The sequence below is a fragment of the Modestobacter sp. VKM Ac-2982 genome (assembly GCF_026967935.1).
GTDB lineage: Bacteria > Actinomycetota > Actinomycetes > Mycobacteriales > Geodermatophilaceae > Modestobacter.
Genome location: NZ_JAPVBL010000006.1, coordinates 173583 through 198780 on the forward strand (window position 1 = coordinate 173583; position 25198 = coordinate 198780).

The 25198-nt window shown below is 74.6% G+C and carries 17 protein-coding genes; 9 read left to right on the forward strand and 8 right to left on the reverse strand.

Annotation, left to right across the window (positions count from 1 at the left end; genetic code table 11):
- The first annotated feature begins 268 nt into the window (after positions 1 to 268).
- Genes O2W20_RS20525 through O2W20_RS20540 form a run of 4 tightly spaced genes read left to right on the forward strand, consistent with a single transcriptional unit; the run spans position 269 to position 4392 of the window.
- A complete protein-coding gene (locus tag O2W20_RS20525; protein ID WP_269173475.1) occupies positions 269 to 1372 on the forward strand; it encodes a serine/threonine-protein kinase in 1104 nt (367 codons plus the stop codon).
- A 17-nt stretch (positions 1373 to 1389) separates the two neighbouring features.
- Positions 1390 to 1527 (forward strand): hypothetical protein, encoded by a 138-nt coding sequence (locus tag O2W20_RS20530; RefSeq protein ID WP_269173476.1) that lies wholly within the window; start codon positions 1390 to 1392, stop codon positions 1525 to 1527.
- A 1-nt stretch (position 1528) separates the two neighbouring features.
- Positions 1529 to 2710, forward strand: a complete 1182-nt coding sequence (locus O2W20_RS20535) for a TRAFAC clade GTPase domain-containing protein (protein WP_269173477.1) — start codon at positions 1529 to 1531, stop codon at positions 2708 to 2710.
- The gene (locus O2W20_RS20540; RefSeq protein WP_269173478.1) at positions 2707 to 4392 is read left to right on the forward strand and encodes a GAP1-N2 domain-containing protein; all 1686 of its coding nucleotides are present in this window, start codon (positions 2707 to 2709) and stop codon (positions 4390 to 4392) included. Before O2W20_RS20535 ends, O2W20_RS20540 begins: the two co-directional genes overlap by 4 nt.
- A 206-nt stretch (positions 4393 to 4598) precedes the next feature.
- Here the strand turns inward: O2W20_RS20540 and O2W20_RS20545 are convergent, their stop codons facing one another.
- The 7 genes from O2W20_RS20545 to O2W20_RS20575 all read right to left on the reverse strand — a co-directional run bounded on the left by O2W20_RS20545 (position 4599) and on the right by O2W20_RS20575 (position 10683).
- Positions 4599 to 5333: a matrixin family metalloprotease gene (locus O2W20_RS20545; protein WP_269173479.1), complete on the reverse strand. Its 735-nt coding sequence runs from the start codon at positions 5331 to 5333 to the stop codon at positions 4599 to 4601.
- Positions 5334 to 5692: 359 nt separating this feature from the next.
- On the reverse strand, positions 5693 to 6238 hold the full coding sequence (locus O2W20_RS20550; protein WP_269173480.1) for a DinB family protein: 546 nt from the start codon (positions 6236 to 6238) through the stop codon (positions 5693 to 5695).
- Positions 6239 to 6342: 104 nt separating this feature from the next.
- On the reverse strand, positions 6343 to 7986 hold the full coding sequence (locus O2W20_RS20555; protein WP_269173481.1) for an NERD domain-containing protein: 1644 nt from the start codon (positions 7984 to 7986) through the stop codon (positions 6343 to 6345).
- Positions 7987 to 7996: 10 nt separating this feature from the next.
- Positions 7997 to 9292 (reverse strand): exonuclease domain-containing protein, encoded by a 1296-nt coding sequence (locus tag O2W20_RS20560; RefSeq protein ID WP_269173482.1) that lies wholly within the window; start codon positions 9290 to 9292, stop codon positions 7997 to 7999.
- Complete coding sequence (locus O2W20_RS20565) at positions 9289 to 9828, reverse strand: hypothetical protein (protein ID WP_269173483.1); 540 nt, start codon at positions 9826 to 9828, stop codon at positions 9289 to 9291. Before O2W20_RS20565 ends, O2W20_RS20560 begins: the two co-directional genes overlap by 4 nt.
- A gap of 154 nt (positions 9829 to 9982) precedes the next feature.
- Positions 9983 to 10414 carry a type II toxin-antitoxin system VapC family toxin gene (locus O2W20_RS20570; RefSeq protein ID WP_269173484.1) on the reverse strand — a complete coding sequence of 144 codons (432 nt, stop codon included), beginning with the start codon at positions 10412 to 10414 and terminating at the stop codon, positions 9983 to 9985.
- The gene (locus O2W20_RS20575; RefSeq protein ID WP_269173485.1) at positions 10414 to 10683 is read right to left on the reverse strand and encodes a type II toxin-antitoxin system Phd/YefM family antitoxin; all 270 of its coding nucleotides are present in this window, start codon (positions 10681 to 10683) and stop codon (positions 10414 to 10416) included. The genes O2W20_RS20570 and O2W20_RS20575 overlap by 1 nt, the downstream gene beginning before the upstream one ends.
- Before the next feature lie 83 nt (positions 10684 to 10766).
- Between O2W20_RS20575 and O2W20_RS20580 the strand changes: the two genes are divergently transcribed.
- A complete protein-coding gene (locus tag O2W20_RS20580; RefSeq protein WP_269173486.1) occupies positions 10767 to 11327 on the forward strand; it encodes a DUF6328 family protein in 561 nt (186 codons plus the stop codon).
- Between the two features lie 185 nt (positions 11328 to 11512).
- Complete coding sequence (locus O2W20_RS20585) at positions 11513 to 16084, forward strand: cation-translocating P-type ATPase (protein WP_269173487.1); 4572 nt, start codon at positions 11513 to 11515, stop codon at positions 16082 to 16084.
- Between the two features lie 23 nt (positions 16085 to 16107).
- Here the strand turns inward: O2W20_RS20585 and O2W20_RS20590 are convergent, their stop codons facing one another.
- Positions 16108 to 17238: an NUDIX domain-containing protein gene (locus tag O2W20_RS20590; protein WP_269173488.1), complete on the reverse strand. Its 1131-nt coding sequence runs from the start codon at positions 17236 to 17238 to the stop codon at positions 16108 to 16110.
- 71 nt (positions 17239 to 17309) lie between these two features.
- On the opposite strand from O2W20_RS20590, the gene O2W20_RS20595 reads away from it, so the two are divergent.
- From O2W20_RS20595 to O2W20_RS20605, 3 genes are all read left to right on the forward strand, one after another.
- Complete coding sequence (locus O2W20_RS20595; RefSeq protein ID WP_269173489.1) at positions 17310 to 18725, forward strand: ADP-ribosylglycohydrolase family protein; 1416 nt, start codon at positions 17310 to 17312, stop codon at positions 18723 to 18725.
- Between the two features lie 165 nt (positions 18726 to 18890).
- On the forward strand, positions 18891 to 19055 hold the full coding sequence (locus O2W20_RS20600; RefSeq protein ID WP_269173490.1) for a hypothetical protein: 165 nt from the start codon (positions 18891 to 18893) through the stop codon (positions 19053 to 19055).
- Positions 19056 to 19196: 141 nt separating this feature from the next.
- A complete protein-coding gene (locus O2W20_RS20605; protein WP_269173491.1) occupies positions 19197 to 25028 on the forward strand; it encodes a DUF4011 domain-containing protein in 5832 nt (1943 codons plus the stop codon).
- Positions 25029 to 25198: the final 170 nt, after the last annotated feature.

The window sequence follows — 25198 nt, forward strand, 5'->3', positions numbered from 1 at the left end:
CACCGAGCTCGCCGCACTGGGGGCACCGACGTCGGCGCGTGCGTCGTCCCGGCTGTGCGTCCGCCATGTGCCCAGCTCCCCGTCGTTCGACGACCCGATCCGACGACTCAGCGTGACTGATCAACCCGCCATCAAGCCAGTCCCCCGAACGGGTCGACGGCGGCCGGCACCGTCCTCCGGCGGTGCAGGGCGGAGCTCATGGTGCCGGCACAGGTCGGGGCTCTACCGTGGGCCGCAGTCGATCCGGCGACGGGAGGGGCGCGGCACGGTGTCAGACGCCTCTTCCCCCACCGAGGGACTCACCGACGAGCTCGGTCAGCGCCGCCTGCACCCGCTGGAAGCCGGCGACCCGCCGCAGATCGGGCCCTACCGGCTGCTGTGCCGGCTGCCACGCGGCGGTCAGGGCGCCGACGTCTTCGTCGGCCGGGACGATGCCGCCGATCCGCTGGTGGTCGTCAAGTGCCTGCCGGACGGCGCCGGGGAACTGGTCCGGCGGCGGTTCGCCCGCGAGGTGGAGAACGCCGCCCGCATCCGCAGTCCCCGGGTGGCCCAGATCGTCGACCAGGACCTCGCGGCGGCCAACCCGTACTACGCGCAGGAGTACGTAGCGGGGACCCCGCTGGACGAGTTCCTCGCCTCCCGGGAGGGCGGGCTCAACGCCGAGGAGCTGCGCCGGATCGCCATCGGGCTGCTGCGGGCGCTGCGGGACGCGCACGCGGCCGCGGTGGTCCACCGCGACGTGAAGCCCGCCAACATCATCATCACCGACCGGGACGTCTTCCTCGTCGACTTCGGCATCAGCCGCTACCTCGGCTCCGAGGGCCCCTCCGGCACGGTCACCACCGCGCTGGCCGGCTTCGGTTCGAAGTTGTTCGCCAGCCCCGAGCAGCTGCAGGGGCTGCCGCTGACCGAGGCCAGCGACGTCTACAGCTGGGGCATGGTGATCGCCTACGCGGCCGGGGCCCGGCACCCGGTGGACCCGGACGACGAGCTGCCCCCCGCCGACTACTGGCTGGAGCTGCGGGCCGGTCGGGTGGACCTCTCCGCCGTGCCGCCGAACCTGCTCGACCCGGTGTCGCACGCGCTGCGGGTCGCACCGGAGCGGCGGCCGTCGGTCGCGGAGCTGGCCCGCGAGGTCGAGCAGCAGACCCGCTGGCTGGGGCAGCCGTCGGAGATCCCCTCCCCCCGGACGGTGCTGCAGGACCTGCGGTCGGCCGTCGCCGTCCGGGAGGCGGTGCGCTACCAGCTCTCCCGGCTGGAGCGGGCGATCGCCGACACCCCCACCGGCTACGCGGCGGCGATCGTCGCCGCCGTCCTGCTCGGTCTGGTGGCCGCCGTGGTGCTCGGCTTCCTCACCTACATCATCTTCTGATCCCCCGAGGAGGCGTCGTGTCCGGTCTGTACCAGCGGGCGATGGCCCAGCAGGCGCTGGAGGCACGCCGGCACCGGTACCTGCGGCGGCAGCGGGTGCTGCTGCTGGTGTTCGCGATCACGACGGTGCTCGGCTACCTCCTGCTGGTGGGCTGAGATGGCGAAGAAGGACCTCGTCTGCCCCCGCTGCCTGGAGACCTTCCCGGTGCCGCTGCTGCGCAGCCCCTTCGGCGGGGCGCAGCCGGTGCCGGTCCAGCGGCGCAGCGCGTGGCAGCGCTTCAGCGAGGGGCGGTGGGGTGGCCAGCCGGCACCCGGCCCGTCGTCCCAGGCGAGGGCGGCCGCCTCCGACGCGGTCGACGCCGTGCCGGTCTGCCCGAACGGCCACCGGCTGCCGCCGGACTACGCCACCCGGCCGACCGTCGTCGTCGGCGTCGTCGGCCTCACCGGCGCCTCGAAGAGCACGTACCTCACGGTGCTGATCGACGCGCTGCACGCTGGGGCGCTCGCCCCGCTGGACGTCTCCGTCGAGCTGGAGGAGAACAGCGCCGACCGGTTCGAGCGGCAGTACCACCAGCCGCTGCTGGTCGACCACCGGCAGCTGCCGCTGACCCCGCCGCTGCTGGAGCAGGGCCAGTCACCGGAGCCGCTGATGCTGGTGCTGCGGCGGACGACGCAGGACGGGCAGGAACGGTCGATGAACGTCGTCCTGTTCGACGCGTCCGGGGAGCAGCTGTACCGGAAGGAGGACCTGGGCCAGTTCAGCAAGTTCCTGTACGTGGCCAGCGCGGTGCTCGTCGTCCTGTCCCCGGGGATGTTCCCGGGGCTGCAGGCGGTGGCCGACCCCGGCGAGGGGGCCCTGGGCATGGCCCGGCCGACGCAGATGCTGGTCAACCTGGCCGACCTGCTGCGCTCGGCCCGCGGACTGCGCCGGGACGGCTTCCTGCAGGGGGTGTCCACCGGGGTGATCCTGAGCAAGGCGGACAAGCTGCTCACCCGGCCGGAGTTCCCGACCGACACGCTGCGCAACCCGGAGATCAGCCTCGCCGCGCTGCCCAGCCTCTTCGAGGACGTGCGCGACAACAGCGCGCGGCTGGTCGACTTCCTGGAGGTCAACGGCGGCAGCAACCTGCTGACCACGTTGCTGACCCGGCTGCCGGACCCGACCGTGCACGCCGTGTCGGCGACCGGGTCGGAGGCGAGCGACGGCGCCTACCCCTCGATCGCCCCGGTGGGTTGCCTGGAACCGCTGCTGGTGCTGCTGGCGCGGCACCGCTTCCTGCCCAGCGACGGGCTGGACCTGGACGGCTCCTACGCCGGCGCCGATCGGCTGCGCCGATGACCACCTGCGCGCAACTGGTCTACACGTCGGCGAGCCGGACGCTGGAGGGACCGGGCTTCGGCGTCGTCCAGCTCTCGCCGGACTGGCCCGCAGCGGTCGGTGACAGCCGCGCCACGCTCGGCCCGCTGATCTCCCTCGGCACCGGGGAGTCCTTCGGCCTGCGGCACGCCGCCGACGGGCGGATCGCCTACCGCACGGTGCCGGCCGGGACCGACGCGTTCGGCCGGCCGGGCAACCACCTGGTGCACCTGCTCTGGGACGGCGACGGCCGGCTCACGCCCCGGGACGTGTTGGCGTTCCGGAGCGCCGGCGGGTTCCTCGACGGGCTCCCGGTCGAGGCCGAACCGTCGCGGGAGATGCCGGCGGTGGAGGTGCCGTCGGCTCGCCGGTCGTTGCCGCCGCTGACCGCAGAGGACGTCGACGCCCTCGTGCCCGCGATGGCGGCGGTGCTCGCCGCGGTGGCGGCCGGTGCGGGTGTGGTCGGGCTGCCGGCCCGGACGGCGTCGGGGCGCGACGTCGCCGAGCTGGTCTTCGGTGTGCTGCCGCGGGCGATGGCCTCGGCCGTCGCGCTGCACGTGGGGACGGCGTCCGTGATGGGCGACGCGGGCGCGGTGCGGGTCCACGTGGACGCGGGCCCGGACGTCACCTCCGACGTGGTGCCGGACGGTCAGGACACCGCGCGGGCACGGGCGCTGCTGGAGGCGGCGGCGAAGAAGGAACTGTGCTCCGACCAGCTGCGCAAGCTGGAGACGCTGGACCGGTGGCTGTTCACCGACACCTGGACGGGGCTGGACCCGGCGGCGCTGACCCCGACCCAGCTGGTCGGCGTACTGGAGTCGGAGAAGGCCGGGTGGTGGCTGTCCTCCCCGGACGCCGTGGACGTCGCCTGCGCGGTGGCCGCGTCGGCCCCCGAGGTGGAGGCGGCGCTGCGGGCCGCGCTGGAACGGCACCCGGACGTCTGGGACCGGCTGCGCGACCGGGAGCTCGACGCCGCACTGACCGCCGTCTTCAGCGGCGCCGGGAGGGCGGACGTGCCGATCGGCTTCACCGGCCTGACCCGGGCCGAGCTGTGCGAGGCGTTCACCGCGGAGCTGGCGCGGGGCCGCCGACTGCCCGAGGTCGGCGGGGCTGCGGCCGCGCTCGTCGAGGAGTCGGTGGCCCTCCCCCATCCCGTGGTGCTGCTGGAGCTGACCGACGACCTCGCCGGGCTGGCCCGGTTGGCCACCAGCCGGCCGGTGGTGCGGGAAGCGCTGGTGCGGGAGTGGGCGGGAGTTCTCGAGTGGCCCGCGAGCTCTGCCTCGCTGCTCGGGCACCTGCTGCTGGAGGACCCCGACTGGTTCCTCACCCTCGGTGGCTCCACCCCGCCGTCCGTGGTGCGGGCAGCGCTGCCCTGGGCGGCGGAGCGGCTGGCGGCGCCGATGGTGGAGCGACTGGCGGTCACCGTGGCCGCCAGTGAGCTGGCCGGGCAGGGCTGGGCGCTGCGGGACGTGCTGTTCCGGTCCGGGTTGGCCGAGGAGGAAGTTGCCGCGATCGTGGCCCGGAACTTCCTGGTGCTGGCCGGGGACGACGGCTGGCCGGGTGAGGTCGCCCGGCTCACGGCTGGGGCGCTCGGCGCTGGTGACGGCGGGGAGGCGCCCGAGGGTCGCCGGAAGACCGGCATGTGGCCGCGGCGGCGCCGGTAGAACTCGCGCACCCGGCACCCGACCCCCGCAGCTCGCCGGCGCCGGTCAGCGATACGTGGTCGGCGCACGCTTGTGCTCTGGCTGTACTGGCGCACCAGAGCACGAGCATCGAGGGACAGGGTGTCGGTGGGCACTCGTGGGCCCCTGCACTGGGGATCGCTCCCCTTGTGCCTCCGTTCCGTTCCCGGGCGCCGGGCTGTCAGCCGTCAGAGCGTGGGAACGCAGGCTCCCGCGCCCAGCCGGCTCAGCCCAGTGAGGTCACCGGCGGCGAAGTCGAGGACGGCGGACGTCGTCGGGTACATGAGCTGGGTCGGGTCGTCGACGTGGTCCAGGCCCACCAGGTGCGCGAACTCGTGCAGCACGATCGCGCGGGCGACCGCCTGACCGCCCGGTCGGCTGAGGATCTCGGTGAACTGGGCGGCGTCGAGCTCGACCAGGCCGGTGACGTAGACGCCCGGCGCCTCGCCGGATGAAACGGCGAGGCTGCCGGCCAGGCCGGCGACGTCGGCGGCGAGGTCGGGCTGTTCGGCGACCGTGTCCCAGGTGACGAGCACGGGCGCCCACCGGTCGCCGTAGCGGTCGGGTTGGTAGGGGTCGCGCTGGTCAGTCGGGGCCTCGTCGGTGGCGCCGTCGTCGACGAACTGCAGCCCGGTGACCGCCGAGACCTGGGCGACGGCGTCGGCGATGAGCAGGTCACCGCCGACCGGAGCGTTGTCCGGCCGGACGACGTAGTGCACCGGCCGGCACGGGTCGTAGGCGATCGGCGTGACCCCGTCGTCCTGCAGCTGCGCGAACTGGTGGGTCCCATCACCCGCAGGCGGGGTGAGAGGCGTGCCCAGCGGGTCGTCGGCCGCCTCGATGCCGACCGTCGGCGCGGTGCGACCGGCGTCCATCACACCGAGGCCGGGCAAGAGCTCGACGGTGCCGGCGAGAGACGCCACGACAGCGACCACCAGCAGTGCTCCCCCGACACCAGTCCACGTGCGCCGCTTCCGTGTGCGGCGAGCGGGTGGCTGCGCGGGCGTCCAGGCACGCCACGGCTCGGCCGGGCTGGTCCGACCGACGGACTCGTCGAGGACCCACTGCGGGACCCGACCCGTCGGTGAGCTGCGCAACCCGGTGGGTGCGTGCGCCCGGTCGTCGTGCTGGCGCACTGGTCCCCCATCGTCGGCCGATCGTGTTCCGCTGCTGTTCGTAGCCGACCGCCGGCGCTGCGTGGAGCCCTCGTCGCTCGCACGGGTGAGCGCGAACTGGTGCCACAGCTCCGTGCGTGGCGCCACGCACGAAGCCCTCGCGACCATCAGTGCTGCCGCGAGACCTCGGTGATGTCGCGGAGGTGGTGCACGCCTTCGTGCGCTGCCTGCCGGACCAGCCACCGCGCGCTGCGGTGCTCGTCCGGGAGGCGGTGCACTGGTCGGCCCCAGTCCTCGGGTCGGACTCGCTCGATCTCAGCGAGGAAGCCGATGACGTGGGCCTGCAGTTGGTCCAGCGCAGGCCCGACCGCGGCGTCGCGGTAGCCGAAGCGGCGGGCCCGCAGGTCGTTGAGCATCGGCTCGAGAGCAGGGTCGTCCTCGGTGCGCGCCCGGTGCAGCCGGATGGTGGAGGTGGCGTAGACGTCGCGCAGGTGGCACAGGTACTCCACTGCTGACCACGCGCCGTCCGGGCCGGGCTGCCGGCACGTCGCATCGTCGAGCGGGCCGAACAGGGCCCGTGCTCGGGCCGGGACGTCCACGATGACTGCTGACGCGCGGTCGACGTCGTGATCGGCGTAGGAGAACGGGCACGACAGGCAGACGTGCTCCTCGCCGGCCAGCCGCGGCAGCGCCGGACGGTGGTCGGCTGGCACACCGCCATCCTCCCCGGTCATCCGCCGACGGGCTGCTGATCCGTCCCGCTCATCGGCGGTGGTGAGCGCTGGGTCCGTCGTTCACTCGGCGAGGTCACCAGCTGTCATCGGGGCGATCCCGAGGTCAACCGCCGCGTGACGGCTTCCCCGCCGACGCGGCGGATCAGCTCAAGATCGCCGCAGACGACGAGCCGGTCCCGTGCTCGGGAGAGCCCGACGTACAGCATCTCCCGCGCCCGCTCCTCGCTCCGGAAGCCGTTCACCGCCAGGACGACGGCCGGTCGCTCCAGCCCCTTGAAGCCGAGCACGTGCCCGTAGAACAGGTCGTCGTCGTCCCAGTAGGTCGCCCAGTACGCGTCCTGCCCGGCAGCCTGCCGCTCGACCTGGACCGGGTGCCGGCTGTACGTCGTCAGCAGCGCCAGCGACTCCGGCGGCCAGCCCTCGTCGAGCAGCGCGTCGGCCGCGTCGTCGGCGACGTCCACCGCGTCCTCCGCCGCGCACGGGAGGAACCGCACCGGGACGCCGCTGCCGCCGCGGATCCGCATCTGCGCCGGCGCGAGGCTGCTGAAGGTGCCGGCGATCTGCTTGGTGTTGCGCAGGTTCTCCGGCAGCTCGATCGGCACCAGCGGCACCGTCGGCCGGCCCTGCCGGGCGAACACCCGCTGCCCCTCGTCGGAGAACACGTACAGGCAGCCGTCGTCCGGACGCCGCAGCGCCGCGAGGACGGCGGGCCACCACGACTCGGCGAAGTCCTGCGCCTCGTCGATCACGATGGCGTCGAACCGCTCCTCCGCCGGCAGCCCCTCCGCCAGGGACGCCATCGTCTCGGGCAGCTGTTGCTCCCAGTACGAGCTGTCGTCGTCGGAGCCGGGTGCCACGCCCCAGCTGATCCCGAGGTTGTGGAAGGTGCCCACGTACGCCGGTCGCTGCCGCGCCGGGAGGGTCAACACGCGCCGCCGCAGGTACTCGGCGAGGCCGCGGGAGTAGCACATCAGCGCGACCCGCTGGCCGTCCGCGGTGAGTCGCCGGGCCTTCTCGATCGCCAGCCAGGTCTTGCCCGAGCCGGCGCCGCCGCGGATCTCGACCCTGGGGTTGCCGCTCAGGTAGTCGAGCACCTTCGCCTGCGCGTGGGTGAGCAGGTCGCAGGCGGCCTCCCGCTCGGCCAGGTCGGCGACCAGGTCGGCCTGCGGGATCGCCGTCCCGGCCAGGCAGTCGACCAGCAGCTCGACGTCGTCCGGCGTCGGCGCGTCGTGCTCCTCCTCGGTGCGGCGCAGCGCCGAGGAGATCCGGTCGGCCGCGTGGGCGGTCTCCGTGCTGTCGATGACCAGCCAGCGTGGCGCGTCCGGAGCCGCGAAGTCGGCGGGCAGCACGGTCGTCGGCAGCGCGACGAAGTGGTTCGACCGCGGGTTGCCCCGGGACCACCGCGGGTGCCGGTACAGGAAGTCGCGCAACGCGTACTTGCACTTCAACGCCTGCTCGACCGGGTGGATCGCCTTGCTCTTCCCGCCGGTCTGCCACCACTGGCCCTCGCGCAGCGAGACGCTGCCGCCCTTGACCTCGATCACCGCGACGCCGACGCCCGGCCACGCGACGATGACATCGGCCTCCCGGTCCCCGGTCCGGTCGGTGAAGCGCAGGTTGCAGAACAGGACGGCGTCGTCGGGCAACTGGTCGCGAAGCGCCTGGACGAACGACTGCTCGGCGGGTGACTCGAAGGCCGGCTCCACCGGGTACACGCGCGCCGTCACGCAGGCCTGCTCACCGGGCGCCCGCCAGGGACAGCGACTCCCAGAAGACCGCCTCCCCGATCACCCGCACCCCGAGGCTGCGGGCCTTCCGGGCCTTGCCCGACTGGGAGTCCGGGTCGGCGCACACCAGCAGGCTGGTCTTGCCCGACACCGAGGACATCGGCTGCAGGCCGGCGTCCCGGGCGGCCTGCTCGAGGTCGTCGCGGCTGCGGGACATCTCGCCGGTGAACACGATCTTGTCGCCCGCGGAGAACAGCCCGGGACGCCGAGGCAGCGAAACCTTCGCGCCGGAGCGGACCATGGTCAGCGCGACGTCGACGTCCCGGCTCTCCATGCCCAGCAGCTCGGCGACCCGCCGCAGGTCGGTCAGCTCGGCGTCGGTGACCACATCGTCAGCGAGCGCCGTGGTGGCCAGCGCATCGAGGTAGAGACGGTGTGCGGCCCGCACGTGGTCCGCCCCGCAGCCGAGCTCGGCGGCGAGAGAGAACAGCTGGTCGGCTTCGGTGATGCTGACCAGCCGGTCCTCGAGCGCCTCGTCCAGCACGGTCAGGTAGGGCGCCATGCTCGGCGGTGCGCCGTCCAGCGCGGGCAGGGCCGCGACGAGCCCGCCGAGGTAGCCGTCCCGCCGGCGGGACAGCGCGGTGGCCGCGTCCCGGGGCACCGAGGGGCAGGGGTCGCACGGCGCGCACGGGCCGGGCTCGACCGCCCGGGCGACGAGGTCGGCCCAGACGGCGTCCAGCGGTTCGAAGCCCTCGTAACCGCCGTCGGCGGCGAACCGGACGGCCAGGCCGGCGCCGACCAGCGGTTCGGTGCCGAGGTCGGAGGCGAGCATCCGGATCAGCAGCTCCGCGGTCGCGCGGGCGTCGTTCAGTGCGGCGTGCGCTTCCAGCGGGATGGACATGTAGTCGCAGAGCGCCTGCAGGGAGCGGGTGCCCGCGCCGAAGAACAATGGGGCCAAGCGCATGGTGCACAGCGACGGCGACAGCCCGATCGGCAGGCCGGCGCGACCGAACTCGCGGCCCAGGAACCGCAGGTCGAACAGGGCGTTGTGCGCCACGATGAGCCGGCCGGCCAGCAGGTGGCTGAGGTAGCCGGCGATGTCGGCGAAGCCCGGGGCATCGGCGACGTCGCGGGCGGAGATGCCGTGCACCGAGGTGGGCCCGACGTCGCGGCCGGGGTTGACCAGGGTGCAGAACTCGCCCTCCACCTCACCGCGGTCGTCGAGCAGGACGACGCCCACCTCGACCACCCGGTCGACGCCGGGGCGCAGGCCGGTGGTCTCCAGGTCCAGCACGGCGACGCTCACGCTGCCTCCTCCTGCGTCGTCCCCGGCGCGGCCGGCCAACCGGGCGGGTGCTCGCGGGAGGTCTCACCGCCGGAGGACAGCAGGAACGGCCGGGTGAGCCGCTGGCTCTCCACCTCGTCCCACGCGGTCAGCAGGTCGGACATCCAGCGAGCCAGGGTCAGCGCCCGCGAGGCCAGCGGGTCGCCGGCGGTCTCGGGAGTCGCTGCGTCGGGGACGGAGGGCCACCGCGGCCGGACGAGGCTCCGGCGGGTCGACGGGAGCGACGCCAGGTGCCCGGCGAAGGCCCGGTCCAGGTCGACGATCTCCTGGCGGATCGCCGACGCGAGAGCCGCAGGATCGGCTCCTGCGCCGAACCGCCCGGAGGCTGACTCGGTGGTCACCAGGAGGCGTCCGCGCACCAGCCCGTCGATCCGCGCGTCGTCCGCCGGGAGGAGCCAGGCGCCCGCCATCGTCGACTCGAGGCCGTCACCGACGCTCACCTGCCAGATGGCCACCTGCTCGTCGGTCGGCTGATCGACCACGATGATCCCGCTCATGCGTCCCCCGCTCTCGGTGCAACGAGGCGGACCATGGCACGGCGCGACGACAGGAGACGGTGTCTACGGAACGACGTCGTCCCATCGGGCTCACCAGTCCCAGCGGTCGCTGGCCGACCGGCGTCGGGGTCCACATCCCACCCCCCGCCGGCCGCTAGCTCCGTGGCACCGGGACCACCGCGCCGATGTCGTGCGCCCGTGCCCCGGCTGCCTGCTGGTCGTCCAGCGTGTGCAGCACGGCGCCGTGCCGGTCAGCCACGGCGAGGTGCAGGGCATCCGCGGCGCGCAGCGGGGGTGTGGGCTGAGCCGACAGCCGGGCGGCGGTTCGGTAGTCGACCCGGTGGACCCCGACGACCTCGACGTTCTCCGCCAGGAACCGGGCCAGCGCCCGCTCGACGACCGCCCGCTCCCGCTCGGTCAGCGCACCGGTGCGTTGCTTGATCGACAGGCCCGATGCCACCTCGGTCAGCGACCAGTCGGACGTCACGAAGACGTCGTCCACGGCCTCTGCCCAGTCGCGCAGCGCCGCGCTGCGCGGCTCCGCCGTGACGAGAGCGATGAGCACGCTGGTGTCCAGGTAGAGCATCAGTAGCGCTCGTCGCGCATCCCGCGGACCAGTTCGCCGGAGTCGACGGGGTTGTAGGAGATCTTCGCGGCCTCCTCGGCCAGCCAGCTGAGGTCACGCGCACCCGTCCGAGGTGATCGGGCGCGCCCCCGGAGCTCGGCCACCGGCTCGCCGCGCCGGGTGATCACCACCGTCTCCCCCGCCTCGGCGGCGTCGAGCAGTTCGCTGAAGCGCGCGCGAGCCTCGGCGACGCTCACGGAGCGCAGGTCCGGGTCACCCGGCTCGGTCACGACGACCTCGGATGTACAGCTGACATGTACAGAAGGTAGGTCGGGAGCGTTCGCGGGGCAAGCGGGGGGCCCTGCCTCTGCAGATGCGGGCCGCCTGGGATGCCGCCCCCCAGTTCCTCTTCGCCTTCCTGCTGATCGCCCCGTTCCAACCGCGGGCAACCCAGATGTCGGAGTTCCAGCAGGAGGTCTACTTCACGACCCTCGTGGCGGCTGCGGTCGCCACCGGGCTGCTCATCGCCCCGGCCGCGCAACACCGGCTGCTGTTCCGCCAGCAGGACGAGGAGTCCTTGCTGCGGCGCAGCAACTGGTCGGCGTTGGCCGGGCTGGCCGTCCTCGCAGTCGCGATCGCCTCCGCGATCCTCCTGGTGATCGACGTGCTCTTCGGCCGGACGCGCGCCTGGTGGATCACTGGAGCCGTCGCTGCGCTGCTGCTCTGGTGGTGGATCGTGGTTCCCGTCTGGACGCGGATGCGCAACCCGCAGAACTCGCTGGACAAAGCCACCGGGAACGAGGGCAGCGCCACTTGGCCTGTCTGCCGGGATCGCTGCAGCAACCGGGTCCGCACCCGGGCGGGGGCGTTCGACATCCCGCTCCTCGGTGCCGTCGGACCTCGCCGTCGGAGCGTGACACCGACGAACGGCTGATCCGGACGACGGCCGACCGTGAGTCACCCCATGGGTCACTCCGCGCCCCGGGTTCCGACCTGCCTCGCCGTCGGGTAGCGGACCCCACTGACGCGACTGCCGGGATCGGCCGACCGAACCACACCGACACGAAGGGCCGGCCGACGACGTACCGTTTGGTGACTGTCGTCACACGGGGGGTTCCCATGGCGCTGCTCCGCCCGATCGCGTGGGCCGGCAGCGCCGCGCGCGAGGCCACGCGCCTCGCCACCGGCGCCGCGGCGCTGGCCGCCGTGCCGGTGGTCGTCGGTGCCGGCCTGCTGGGCGAGACGGCCTCGGTCACCTCCCGGGTCGCCAGAGCAGGGGCCACCGTGGCCACCGGCTCCATCCACCTCGCGAGGGACGCCGCCGTCTCCGGCACCCGGGCGGTCGGCACCCTGGTCACCGGGGCCGACCCCTTCCCCGGCGGCCACCTGCACGACCTGGTCGACGCGGCGAAGGGCATGGTCGAGCCGCCGCTCGCCCGCCGCACGCGACGGGTCTGGGGTGACCGCGACCGTCTCCAGATCGAGGTCGAGGCGCCCGCCGACGACGAGACTCCCGAGGCCCGCACCGCCCTGCGCCGCCAGCTGGAGCGGCTCGAGGGCGTCGAGTGGGCCACGGTCAACGACGTCGTCGGCCGGGTGCTGGTCGCCGTCGACGCCCGCCGGGTCACCGTCGACGACGTGGTCGGCGTGGTCACCGAGATCGAGCAGGCCCGCGGCGCCACGGGGGTCTTCCCGCAGCGCCCGGACCACCCGGCCGACCTCGAGCCGCTCCTGGCCGCCGTCCTCGCCGCGGCCGTCGACACCGCCGCCGTCGGCGTGGCCGCCGCCGCCAAGGTGCTGCCGATCCCCGCGGTGCACCGGCACGCCACCCTGCTGATGGCGCTGCTGGACACCCAGCAGTGGCTCAAGCGGGCGGTCTCCGACCGCGTCGGACCGGTCGGCACCGACCTGGTCTTCGAAGGCACCGGCGCGCTGCTGCACGCCCTCACCCAGAGCCCCACCGTGCCGGCGCTCAATGCCGCCGCCGCGATCCAGCGGGCCCTGGAGATGCGCGCGCGCCGCCAGGTCTGGCGGCGCCGCGAGCGGGAGCTCTGCCGACCCGAGCCCGACGACGCCGCGCCGGAGCAGCCGCCCGGCCCGCGACCGGGATCCTTGCCGGCCGGCCCGATCGAGACCTACCGCGAACGACTGGCGCCCACCGAACTCGCTGCGGCGCTCGGTCTGGTCGCGCTCACCCGCCGCCCCGGCCGCTCCGCCGACCTGCTCAAGGCCCTCACGCCGAAGGCCGCCGTCCAGGGCCGGGAGTCCTTCGCCGCCGTCCTGGACCTCCTGCTGTCCCGCCGCGGCATCCTTCCGATGGACGGCTCGGCCTACCGCCGGCTCGACCGCATCGACACCGTCGTCGTCGATGGCCGGACGCTGTGCACCGGACCGCCGACGGTCGTGGAGGCCACTGCCGAGGCCGATGGATGGGACGACGCCGACGTCTGGTCGGCCGCCGCCCGCCTGCTCGCCGACGACGACGCCGATGCCGGCGCTGCTGCTGGGAACGGCACCGGCCGGCTCCGGCTCGGCCCACCGCGTACGCCGGCCGACGCACCGGGCGGCGAGGTCCGCTCGCTCCTGAAGGGCCGCCGCCGGGTCGGCACCGCCATGGTCGCCCCCGAGCTCGACCCGCACGCCGAGTCGCTGCTCACCACCGCCGCCGACGCCGGCCTCCGGCTCGTCCTCTCCCGGCACGTCGGCACGCGGGAGATCGCCGGCCTGGCCGACGACGTGACCTCCGCCGAGGAGGGCCTGGTCGACACGGTCCGGCGGCTGCAGTCCGACGGGCGCGGCGTCCTGCTGGTGTCCGCGGCGGACGGCCCGGCACTGCTGGCCTCCGACATCGCGGTGGCCCCGGTTCTCGCGGGCCGGGGCCCTGCCTGGGGTGCCGACCTGGTCACCGCTCCCGGGCTGGCCGACGCCTGCCGCATCGTCGCCGCCGTTCCCGATGCGAAGGCGGTCAGCCGGCGCGCGGCCGGCACCGCGCTGACCGGCAACGTCCTCGGCGGCCTGCTCGCCGCTGTCGGCAGCGCCCGCTACGGCCAGCGCCGGGCCACGACGCCGGGCAAGTGGGCGACCGTCACGACGATGACCACCGGGAGCTGGGTCGCCGTGCGTGCCGCCGGCCGCCCTGTCCCGGCACCGACCGCGCACACCCCCTGGCACGCGCTGGAGCCCGATGAGGTCCTGCGCCGCCTGGCCGACCTGCCCAGGGAGCCCGAGCACCGGCCCGGCCGCGTGCCCGCCGCAGCCCGCCTGGTGGCCGGGGTGCCCGCGGTCCGGACACCGGCCCGGTTCGCCCGCACGGTCTCCGCCGAGCTCGCCGATCCGCTGACTCCGGTCCTGGCCACCGGCGCGGCGGCGACCGCGGTCCTCGGTGAGGCCACCGACGCGTTCCTGGTCGGCAGCGTCACCGGGATCAACGCCGTCGTCAGCGGCCTGCAGCGGCTGCGCGCCGAGACCGCCCTGGAAGCGCTGCTGCTCGACCAGGGCCACTGCGCACGCCGGGAGACCGACGGCGGGAGTGAGGAGGTGCCCGCGACCGCGTTGCGCGTCGGCGACGTCGTCCTCGTCGAACCCGGCGACGTCGTCGCCGCCGACGCCCGGCTGCTCGAGGTCGAGGACCTGGAGGTCGACGAATCCGGGCTCACCGGCGAGTCGCTGTCGGTCGCCAAGTCGGTGGCCCCGACTCCGGGGGCCGAGGTCGCCGACCGCAGCTGCCTGCTCTTCGACGGGACCACGGTGGTGGCCGGCCGCGGCAGGGCCGTCGTCGTCGCCGTCGGTCAGGCCACGCAGGCCGGCCGGGCCGCGCGCGCCGCCGGGGGCGCGGCCCCGCCGGCCGGCGTGCAGGCCAGGCTGGCCGAGCTCACCCGCGCCGTCCTGCCGCTCACCCTCGCCGGTGGCGCGGCCGTCACCGCGCTGGGCCTGCTGTGGCGCCGCCCGCTCCGCGAGTCGGTGGCCGCAGGGGTGGCGATCGCGGTGGCCGCGGTCCCCGAGGGGCTGCCGCTGGTCGCCACGGTCGCCCAGCAGGCCGCGGCCAGGCGGCTGTCCCGTCGTGGTGCGGTGGTGCGCAGCGCCCGGGTGCTGGAAGCGCTCGGCCGCGTCGACACCGTCTGCTTCGACAAGACCGGCACGCTGACGGAGAACCGCCTGCGCGTCGCGCGGCTCGTCCCCGTCGGTCCGGACGGCAGTACCGACGGTTCCGACGACGAGGCCGCCGAACCGGAGCTGCTCCGGCTGGCCGCCGCGGGCATGGGCAACGGCGACGACCGGGCGCACGAGACCGACCGCGCGGTCGTGGCGGCCGCCACCGAGCGCGGCCTGGGCCACGACGGCGCGCCGGACGAGGCGCTGGCCTTCACCGCGGGCCGTGGCTTCTCCGCCGCCGTCCGGGACGGCCGGCTCGTGGTCAAGGGCGCCCCCGAGGTGGTGCTCCGCCGCTGCGCCGACGACCCGCAGGTGCGCGACCGCGTCCGGCAGCTGGCCGGCGACGGGCTGCGGGTGCTCGCCGTCGCCGACCGCGCGGTCGACGGCCTGCCCGATGACCTCGACGAGGCGGCCGACCGGCTGACCTTGCGCGGGTTCATCGGGCTGGCCGACACACTGCGCGAGTCCTCGGTGCGCGCCGTGGAGCAGCTACGGGCCGCCGGCGTCCGGGTGGTGGTCGCCACCGGTGACCACCCGGGGACCGCCAGCGCCATCGCCGCCGAGGCCGGCGTCCCCGACGCCGACCGAGTGGTCACCGGCGCTCAGCTGGCCCGGGCGTCGGACACCGAGCGGGCCCGGATCGTCCGCGAGACGGCCGTGTTCGCCCGGCTCTCGCCCGAGCAGAAGGTCACCCTGGTGGCCGCGCTGCGCCGGGCCGGGGCGACGCTCGCGATGACCGGCGACGGGGTGAACGACGCCGCGGCGATCCGGCTGGCCGACGTCGGCGTCGGGGTCGAGGGCGCGGAGTCGCCGGCCGCCCGCGCCGCTGCCGATCTGGTGCTCACCGACCTGGACCTCACTCGGCTGGTCGACGCGATCGCCGAGGGCCGGGCGATGTGGTCCCGCGTCCGCGACGCGGTGTCGATCCTCGTCGGCGGCAACGCCGGGGAGGTGGCGTTCACCGTGCTCGGCACCGCCGTCGGAGGGCGGGCGCCGCTGGGCACTCGCCAGCTGCTGCTCGTCAACCTGCTCACCGACATGTTCCCGGCGCTGGCCGTCGCGGTCGCCGCGCCGCGGCACGTCCCGGCCGGGGACGACGACGGCCCGCTCGCCGAGCACCCGCTCGCCGCCGTGCTGCGGGCCGGTCCCCACCGCGGGTTCACCGACGCGGTCCGGCACATGGTGCTGGTCCGGGGAGCGGCGACGACGGTCGGCGCCACCGGCGCCTGGGTCGTCGGCCGGTTGACCGGGCCGCTGCCCGGCCGGGCCAGCACGATGGGTCTGGCCGCACTGATCACCACCCAGCTGGCGCAGACCGCGTGGTCGGGCCGGCGCAGCCCGCTGGTCCTGGTCACCGTGGCCGGCTCGCTCGCCGTCCTCGTGGGGATCGTGCAGACCCCTGGGGTGAGCCGGTTCTTCGGCTGCACGCCGCTGGACCCGGTGTCGTGGTCGGTGGTGCTCGGGTCGGCCGCCGTCGGGGCCGCGGGCGCCGAACTGGTCCCGGGCGTCATCGCCCGGTGGCGCAGTCACCCGGCGTGAGTCGCCCGGCGGGTTCCCGAGGCTCAGTGCGCGCCGGTGACGCGCGCCAGTGCCTGCTCCAGCGCCGCGCGGGCCGCCTCCCGGTGCGCCGGCTCGTGCAGGGCAGCAGCGGGCACGTGCACATGATGCGTCGCCGCTGACGTGCGTTCGAGCCGGAAGTCCGGGTGGTCGTCGGTGACCGTCACGGCGTCGTCCGGGTCGAGTCCGACGGAGAGCGTCTGCGGCCTGGCGTAGGCAGCGACCCGCTCCTCCCCTGCCGGCCGCACGGCCACGTAGTGCGGCATCACCGTGAGCGTCAGCGGCACCTGGGCGCCGACCTCGTCCACGAGTCGCTGGATCGCCGACGCCACGTTGTGCGCGCCCAGCTCACTGAAGGTCCGGGCTGGACCCACGTCGTCCACCGGCCGGTCCGCCCGGTTCCGTTCCTTGCGCACCGGGCGGATGCCGAGGACGTCGGTCACGTCCCGGCTCTCCCCGGCGCGGCGGTAGAGCTCGGCCGGCTTGCCCATGGCGCCCGGCCGCTCCTTGCGGGCGAACTCCCCGGTGGGCTGGATGAGCCCCTTGCCGACCATGTACCGCCGGAACGTGTCGATGGACGGCCGGCTCTCCCCCGGCCCGGGCCGTGGTGCGACCGCGTCGTGCAGCGTCTGCAGGCTCTTGAGCGGGAACGCCTCGCCGAGCAGGCCGGCGGGGTCGGGCTGCAGCGCGTAGTCCTGCCGTACCCGGTCGACGGCCAGGCGCACGATCACGTCGTGGTCGAACGGCTGCCCGACGGCGTCGTCCACGGGCACCACCCGGACGTCGTCGCGGCTGGTCACCACCGGGTCGACGTCCTCGGCGAGCAGCAGGACGACGTGCGCGACGGAGAGGACCCAGCCCCGGTCGTCGCGCTCGGGGTCCTCGAAGACGTGCAGCTGCTGCGGGCGCGACCCGCGGAGGGCCACCTCCGCCGCCAGCGAGCGGAGGACGGCGTCGGCCAGCGTCTCCCCCTCGTGCAGGAAGGTGCCAGGCAGCGCCCACTCGCCGCGCCGCTGGTGCTGGACGACGCCGAGGGCGCCGTTGCGCACGTCCACCGTCAGGACGGCGGTGTCCACCGCGACGGACGGGCGTCGGTGGCCCGCCGACGAACGGTCCTGCTCTCCCTGGTCACTCACCCGTTGACCGTAGGGCGTGTGTGCGGCTGACTCGTACGCGGTTGCAGGCGTGCGACCTGGATGGAGGCCTGATGACCCAGCCCATGCCCCGCGACCACCGTGTCGCCGGTGCGCTGATCGGTTCCGCCGTCGGCGATGCCCTCGGCGCGCCGTTCGAGTTCGGCCCGGCCGGCCAGTTCTCCGCCCGCTTCCTCACCGACGCCCGCGGGGTGGCCACCGAGATGTGCGGCGGCGGATCGCTGGACCGGGAGCCGGGCGAGTTCACCGACGACACCCAGATGGCGCTGCTGGTGGCGGCGTCCCTGGTCGAGCGGGGCGGTCTGGACGAGGCCGACCTCTTCGACCGGTTCCGCACCTGGCTGCGCGCCGACCCGCCGGACGCCGGGAAGCAGACCCGCGCCGTCCTCGGTTCCGGCCGGCAGTGGGACGTCGCCGCGGCTGAGCACTTCGCCCGCTCCGGGCACGCGGCCGGCAACGGCTCGCTGATGCGGACGACGCCGGCCGCGATCTGGTTCGCCCGGTCCGGCACCGAGGCCACCATGGACGCCGCTCGGCGGATCTCCGCCCTCACCCACGGCGACCCGTCGGCCGGCGAGGGCTGCGCGGTCTTCCACGAGCTGGTGCGGGTGGCACTGGACGGCGGCGACCCGCTGGCCGCGATACCCGCAACGCTGGAGCTCGTGACGCCGGAGCATGGCGGCCGTTGGGCGACCGTGCTGGCACCGGACTGGACGCCGGACCAGGCGACCGAGAGCAACGGCGCGGTGTGGCCGACGCTCGGCTCGGCGGTGTGGGCGCTGCGGCACGCGGACGACTTCGCCCGGGTGATGCGGCTGGTCATCGACCTCGGTGGTGACACCGACACGGTGGCCGCCGTCGCCGGCGGGCTGGCCGGTGCGGTGCTCGGCATCGCCGGCATCCCGATGCGGTGGACCTCCGTCGTCCACGGCCGGGTGCCCGGCTACGCCGACAAGCGCTGGGACCTGGCCGACCTGCACGCCCTCGCCATGACCCTGGACGGCAGCCCGACCAACCGACACGTAGCGGCCCGCAGCGCTCGGATCGAGCCGCGCGAGGTGCTGCCCGGTGTGTGGGCCGCTGACCTGGACGGCGCGCGGAACAGCTCCCCTGACTTCGCCGTGGTCTCGCTGTGCCGCACCGGGGAGCCGTTCGGGCACGAGGTCCAGCGGTTCGCGTATCTGACCGACGACGACGCGAACAGCGAGGTAGACGCGGTACTGGCAGACGTTCTCGACGACATCGCGGCGCTGCGCGCCGAGGGCCGACCGGTGCTCGTGCACTGCCACGGCGGGGCGTCCCGGACCGGACTGGTGCTGCGGGCGTGGCTGCGCCGGACGGAGGGCCTGTCGGCCGCGGAGGCGACGGCCAGGGTGCAGGACGCGTGGCCGCACCTCGGGCTGTGGAACGACAGCTTCACCGCCGCGCTGGACCGCCTGCCCCGGTCGACCGGCGCAGCGAGTGGCTGAGTCAGCCGACCAGCCTGGCTACGAGCGGCGAAGGTCGAGGTGGGCGACTTCGACACACGCGGACAGCAGTGCGGGAGCCCATCGAGCTGATGACCCACACTCGGGCGCCGCTGGCCACGCCCGTTGACGCCCCGTGACCGCAGACCCTGGAGAAGAGACGTACCGATGATCTGGTTCCTGCTCGGAGTACTGCTCGTCTCCGCCATCGCGGGCGGACTGGTCGCCTGGCGCGCCCCCGACAACTACATCGCCCTGTCGGTCGCCGGAAGCCTGTTCATGGTGGCCTTGTCAGCGCTCCTCATCCCGTTCGTGCTCACCGTCCTGCAGTAGCGCGGCGCCGGCCGTGGCGTGAGCACGCCGTGGCCGTCACCGCCGCAGTGAGACGTATCGACTTCGTCCGCTGACGCCCCAGCTGCCACAACCGTCACGGCGTGACCCGGACTCGTCGCTGCCGGCCGGTAGACAGGGCACATGACTGACCCCGCGGACCTGCACCCGGCGACGACCGACGCGGCGGCGCAGGGCGCTCGGGTCACCGTCGAGGTCACCGCGGTGCCCGTGCTCAGCTACGCACTGGCGCACAACGGCATCGCCGTCGTCTCCCAGCTGGTGCTCACCGGCCACGACGAATCGGTGCGGCACGCCAGCGTGCACGTGGCCGTCCGGGACGCCGAGGGTCCGATCGGCGAGGCCGTCGAGCTGTTCGCCGACGTCGACCCCGGCCACACCACGGTGCTCACCGACGTGGGACTGCGGCTCGACCCGGCGGCGATGCTGCAGGTCGAGGAGCGCCGTCCCGGCTGGTTGTCGGTCCTGGTGGAGAAGGACGGCGAGGTGCTCGGCCGGGCGCGCGTCCCGGTGCAGCTCCTGGCCGCCGCGCAGTGGCTGGCCACTCCGCTGGAGCTGGCGATGGAGATGCTCGCCGCCCACGTCCTGCCCAACCACCCGTCGATCCCGGCGCTGGTCGCGGAGGCGGCCGAGGTGCTGAACACGGAGACCGGCAGCCCGTCGATCCAGGGCTATCAGTCCGGCCCCGAGCGGGTGGACGCGATCGCCGCCGCGATCTGCGCCGCCGTCCAGGCCCGCGCCGTCCGGTACAGCGAACCCCCGGCCAGCTGGGCCGACGTCGGGCAGAAGGTGCGCACGCCCGGCGAGGTGCTCGACGAGCGGGTCGGCACCTGCCTGGACCTGGTCGTCGTCCTGGCTGCCGCGCTGGAGCAGGCCGGCATCCGGCCGCTGCTGTGGCTGGTCGAGGGGCACGCCTTCATCGGCTACTGGCGGGAGGAGCTGTCGGCGCAGAGCTCGGCGACCACCGACGTCGCCAGCCTGGTGAACCTGGTCGACCTGGGGCTGATCCGGCTGGTCGAGACGACCATGCTTACCACCCGCACCGAGCCGGTCGGCTTCGAGGAGCTGCACCGCCCGCCGTACGCAGCGTGGCTCACCGGCGACCTCGACCGGGTGATCGGCGTCGTCGACGTCTACCGCGCCCGGCGCGACGGCGTCCTCCCGCTGCCGGCCCGCACCCGGGACGCCGACGGCACCGTGCAGGTGGTCGAGTACCGGCCGGCCGTGCACAGCACCCCGGCCCGCCCGACCGACAGCGGGACGGCGGCTCCGCTGGATGCTCGTGAGGCAGCCCCGCCGCGGATTGCGCAGTGGAAGAACGCGCTGCTGGACCTCAGCCTGCGCAACCGGCTGATCAACTACACCCCGCGTGCCGGGATCGCGCTGACCGTGCCCGACGCGCAGCTGGGCGCGCTGGAGGACCTGGTCAACGGCGGGACGGCGCTGACCCTGCTGCCCAGCGACCAGCTGGCCGCCGTCCAGCGCGAGCGCGGACTGCGCTCGGCCCGGGAGCTGCCGCAGGAGCAGCTGGCCGAACTGCTGCTGGACCGCCGCGGGCTGTACGTCGACGTCCCGGAGGCCTCGTACCTCACCCGGATGCGGGCGCTGGCCTACAAGGCGAAGACGGTGCTGGAGGAGACCGGCGCCAACAACCTGTACCTGGCGCTGGGCAGCCTGGCCTGGGAGCTGGACGGCCGGCCGCTGCGCTCACCGTTGATCCTGGTGCCCGTCGTGCTGAAGGCCCACTCCCGGTCCGGCGCCTACCGGCTGACCGTGGACGAGTCCGGCACCAGCACGCCCAACTACTGCCTGCTGGAGAAGCTGCGCCAGCTGCACGGGCTGAGCGTGCCCGGCCTGGCCGAACCGACCGAGGACGGCGCCGGGATCGACCTGAACGCCGCGCTGCAGGCGATGCGGGTCGCGCTGGTCGAGCAGGGGCTGCCGTACCGGGTGGAGCCGACCGCGGATCTCGCGATCCTGGCGTTCGCGAAGTTCCGGCTGTGGAAGGACCTGGACGAGCACTGGGCCACGCTGAGCCAGAACCCGCTGGTCGCCCACCTGGTGCACTCCCCCACCGACCCGTTCGACGACCCGGTCGCCGAGGACGGCTCGGTCGACCTCGACGAGCTCGCGGCCGCCGTGCCGGTGCCGGCGGACGCCTCGCAGCTGACCGCGGTCGCCGAGGCCGCCGCCGGCCGGACGTTCGTGCTCGAGGGCCCGCCGGGGACGGGCAAGTCGCAGACCATCACCAACCTGCTGGCCCGGGCGGTCGCCGACGGCAAGCGGGTGCTGTTCGTCGCCGAGAAGCGGGCCGCGCTGGACGTCGTCGCCCGGCGCCTGGACGCGGTCGGGATGGGCCCGTTCGCCCTCGACCTGCACGACAAGGGCAGCCGGCCGGCAGTGGTGCGGGCCCAGATCCGCGCGGCGCTGGAGCACGCGGTGCAGGTCGACGAGCAGGGGCTGGCCGCCGACGGTGAGGACCTCCGCTCGGCCCGGCGCTCGCTGGCCCGGTACGCCACCCGGCTGCACGAGCCGAACGCCGCCGGCCTGTCGCTGTACAGCGCGCACACCGGCGCGCTCAGCGTCGGCGACTCCGTGCCGCCGCTGCCCGTCTCGCCCGCTGCGGTCGGTGGGTTGACCGCCGAGGACGTGGCGGCGGTGCGGCGGGCACTGGCCGGGCTCCCGGACGTCGCCGACCTGGCCCGGCCGCGGCCGGGCCACCCGTGGAGCTTCGTGGACGTCGCCGACGTCGACGTGCCGGCCGCCGCGACCGCCGCTGCTGCGGTCGATGCGGCCGTCGCCGAGCTCCTAGGCTCGGCGCGGCTGGCGCCGGTGCTGGCCGCGGTGACCACGCCAGGCGACCTCGCCGGGCTGGCCCGGGTGCTGGACGGCCCGCCGGTCGACCTGACGGTGCTGGACGAGACCCGGTCCGCACGCTGGCGCACCGAGACGGCCGCACTGTCCGCCGACGTCGCCGCGTTCTGCGCGGCACCGGGCTTGGACGGAGCGACGCCGGCGGCGCTGGACCTGCCGCTGGCGGAGATCGCCGCCGCCGGGGAGGCCGCTGCGCAGTCGGGCTTCTTCGGCCGCAAGAAGCGGCTGATCGCCGTCCGCGACTCGCTGGCTCCGGTGCTGACCGGCGAGGTGGTGCCGAAGGCGGTGCCGGCGCTGGCGTCGGCGCTGCTCGCGGCGCAGACGGCGGCGCGGGCGTTGGCCGCCCGCGCCGCGGCGATCCCCGGGCTGCAGGTGCCCGGCGACTGGAACCCGCTGACGGATCCGGGCCTGGTCGACCGGGAGGTCGACTGGTTGCGGCTGGCCGGTGCGGTGGTGGAGGGCGGCGACGGCTTTCCCGGGGCGCTGCGGGCGCTGCTGGCCCAGGGGCCGGCGACCAACCCGGCCGCCGCGGCGGCGGTCGGCCGCGCGCAGGAGGCGGTGCAGCGGCTGCTGACCGTTTGCCGGTCGACGCCCGAGCTGCTCGCGGCGTGGGCGGGCAGCGATGGGTTGTTCGCCCGGTGGCAGGCGACCCGCGCCGAGCGGGCAGTCACAGCCCCCGGGGTGCCGTCGCTACGCCGTTGGCTGGACCTGGTCGCCGCAGTCGAGCCGCTGCGCTCCGCCGGGCTGGGTGAGGCTCGGTCAGCGCTGCTGTCCGGTGCGGTGCCGGCCGACGACGCCGTCCGCTCCTTCGAGCTCGGGCTGGCCGGGGCCGCGATGACCGAGCGGGAGGAGGCCACCGGGCTGGCCCTCTTCGACGCGCCGGTGCACGAGCGGGCGATCTCCCGGTTCGCGGCGGCGTCCCGGGCGGTGCGCCGGCACCTGACCGCGGCGCTGCCCGCATCGGTGGTCGCGGCGCGGTCGTTCGACGTCACCGCGCGTGGGGGTCAGGTCGGTGCGCTGCAGCGGGAGCTGAACCGGCAGCGCGGCGGGTTGGGTGTGCGCGGGCTGATCGCCGAGTACGGCGAACTGGTCACCGCCGTCATGCCGTGTGTGCTGGTCAGCCCCGACTCGGTGGCCCGCTTCTTCCCGGCCCGGGCCGGCCTGTTCGATCTCGTGGTGTTCGACGAGGCGTCGCAGATCCGGGTCGCCGACGCGGTCGGTGCGCTGGGCCGGGCGCACGCTGCGGTCGTCGTCGGGGACAGCAAGCAGATGCCGCCGACGTCCTTCGCCGAGCCGACGACGGACGACGATGCGCTGCCCGAGGACCTGGCCACCGCGGTGGAGGACGAGGAGTCGATCCTCTCGGAGTGCGTGCAGGCTCGGGTGCCGCGGCAGTGGCTGTCCTGGCACTACCGCAGCCAGGACGAGTCGCTGATCGCCTTCAGCAACGGCCAGTACTACGAGAACCGGCTGTCCTCGTTCCCGGCACCGGTGCACGGACCGGCCTCCTCGGCCCCGGACGGCCGCGGGGTCTCGCTGGTGCGGGTGGACGGCACGTTCCACCGCTCGGGGGCGGGCAAGCTGCTGCGCACCAACCCGGTCGAGGCGGAGGCGATCGTGGCGGAGATCCGCCGACGCTTCGCCCTCTCCCCCGACGAGCCGCCCTCGATCGGCGTGGTCACCTTCAACGCCCAGCAGCGGGCGCTGATCGATGCGCTGCTGCGGGACGCCGGTGACGAGCGGCTGGTGGAGGCGCTCGATCGCACCGACGGCGAGGGTCTGTTCGTCAAGAACCTGGAGAACGTGCAGGGCGACGAGCGGGACGCCGTGTTCTTCTCGACCGCTTTCAGCGCCAACGACCGAGGTCAGCTGCCGCTGAACTTCGGGCCGCTGAACAAGGTGGGCGGTGAGCGACGGCTGAACGTGGCGATCACCCGCGCCCGGCGGCAGGTGGTGGTGTTCTCCTCCTTCGACCCGGCCGACCTGCGGTCGGAGCAGACGTCGTCGGTGGGGATCAAGCACCTGCGCGCCTACCTGGACCTGGCCGCACACGGCACCGACGCGCTGCCGCGGGACGCGCGGTTCGCCTCGCTGCCCGATCGGCACCGGGACTCCGTCGCCGACGCGCTGCGTGCTCGTGGACTGGTCGTGCGGACCGACGTGGGGCTGTCGGAGTTCAAGGTGGATTTGGCCGTGTCGCTGGCCTCGGCGCCCGACGTGCCGGTGCTGGCGGTACTGCTCGACGGCCCGGCGTGGGCGCGGCGGCGGACGGTCGGTGACCGCGACGGGCTGCCGGTGGAGGTGCTGGGCGAGATGCTGCGTTGGCCGGCAGTGGAGCGTGTGTGGCTGCCGGCCTGGCTCGCCAACCGGAACGCGGTGGTGGAGCGGCTGGTCGCCGCCGCCCAGACCCCGGTCGCTCTCCCGCCTCGGGTCAAGCCGCTCCCCGTCCCGGCGGCTCCAACGGCTGCTCCGGTTCCTCCGGCTTCGGTGGCTCCGGCTTCAGATGCTGCGGAGGTCGCTCCCCCCGCGGCGGTGCTGGACGGCGAGGAGCCGTTCGTGCCGTGGTCTCCGGAGCCTGCGGGCGCCCGGAGCCTGCTCGACCAGCTCGGCAACCGGCGGGTGGCCGAGAAAGTGCGTGCGGTTCTGCAGGCCGGGGTCGAGGCAGAGGGGCCAATCCACCTCGACCGGCTGACCCGGCTGGCCGCCGGGGCGTTCGGGCTGGGGCGGGTGGCGCAGGCCCGTCGGGACGCCCTGGCCGCGCTGGTGCCCGAGGCGGCCCGGATCGGTGACGTCGTCTGGCCGGCGCAGCTGGACCGGGCGACGTGGACGGGGTTCCGACGTGACCCGGAGGCGACCCGGCCGATGGAGCAGGTGGCGCCGGAGGAGAGCGGCAACGCGATGGTCGCTTTGTGCCGGGCGAGCGCCGGGATGACGAGGGACGAGCTGCTCGCTCGTACGCTGGAGGTGTTCGGCTACCGCCGCCGCACGCCGGCCCAGGTCGCCCTTCTGGACTCCGCGCTGTCGGCCGCGGTGAACGCCGGCCGGCTTACCGAGACCAGCGCCGGTCTGTTCACCGCCTGACCACTGGCTCGGTACGCCGGCGCTTGGCGTCAACAAGACCCGGTAGAGGCTGGCCGGCCCTCAGCAGTGCGGGGCCACCTGGGAGACGGACCGGCTGCGATTGGGGTCTCACCGCTCAGATACCGACGTCGTAAACGTGTCGAAGCTGGACAGTTTCATTCCGATCTCTC

Bases quoted from the DNA above. Each gene is read 5' to 3' on its own strand.
- O2W20_RS20565 (WP_269173483.1), bottom strand. From the start codon at position 9,828: ATGAGCGGGATCATCGTGGTCGATCAGCCGACCGACGAGCAGGTGGCC.
- O2W20_RS20585 (WP_269173487.1), top strand. From the start codon at position 11,513: ATGGCGCTGCTCCGCCCGATCGCGTGGGCCGGCAGCGCCGCGCGCGAG.
- O2W20_RS20540 (WP_269173478.1), top strand. From the start codon at position 2,707: ATGACCACCTGCGCGCAACTGGTCTACACGTCGGCGAGCCGGACGCTG.
- O2W20_RS20570 (WP_269173484.1), bottom strand. From the start codon at position 10,414: ATGCTCTACCTGGACACCAGCGTGCTCATCGCTCTCGTCACGGCGGAG.
- O2W20_RS20600 (WP_269173490.1), top strand. From the start codon at position 18,891: ATGATCTGGTTCCTGCTCGGAGTACTGCTCGTCTCCGCCATCGCGGGC.
- O2W20_RS20605 (WP_269173491.1), top strand. From the start codon at position 19,197: ATGACTGACCCCGCGGACCTGCACCCGGCGACGACCGACGCGGCGGCG.
- O2W20_RS20595 (WP_269173489.1), top strand. From the start codon at position 17,310: ATGACCCAGCCCATGCCCCGCGACCACCGTGTCGCCGGTGCGCTGATC.
- O2W20_RS20580 (WP_269173486.1), top strand. From the start codon at position 10,767: ATGCGGGCCGCCTGGGATGCCGCCCCCCAGTTCCTCTTCGCCTTCCTG.
- O2W20_RS20535 (WP_269173477.1), top strand. From the start codon at position 1,529: ATGGCGAAGAAGGACCTCGTCTGCCCCCGCTGCCTGGAGACCTTCCCG.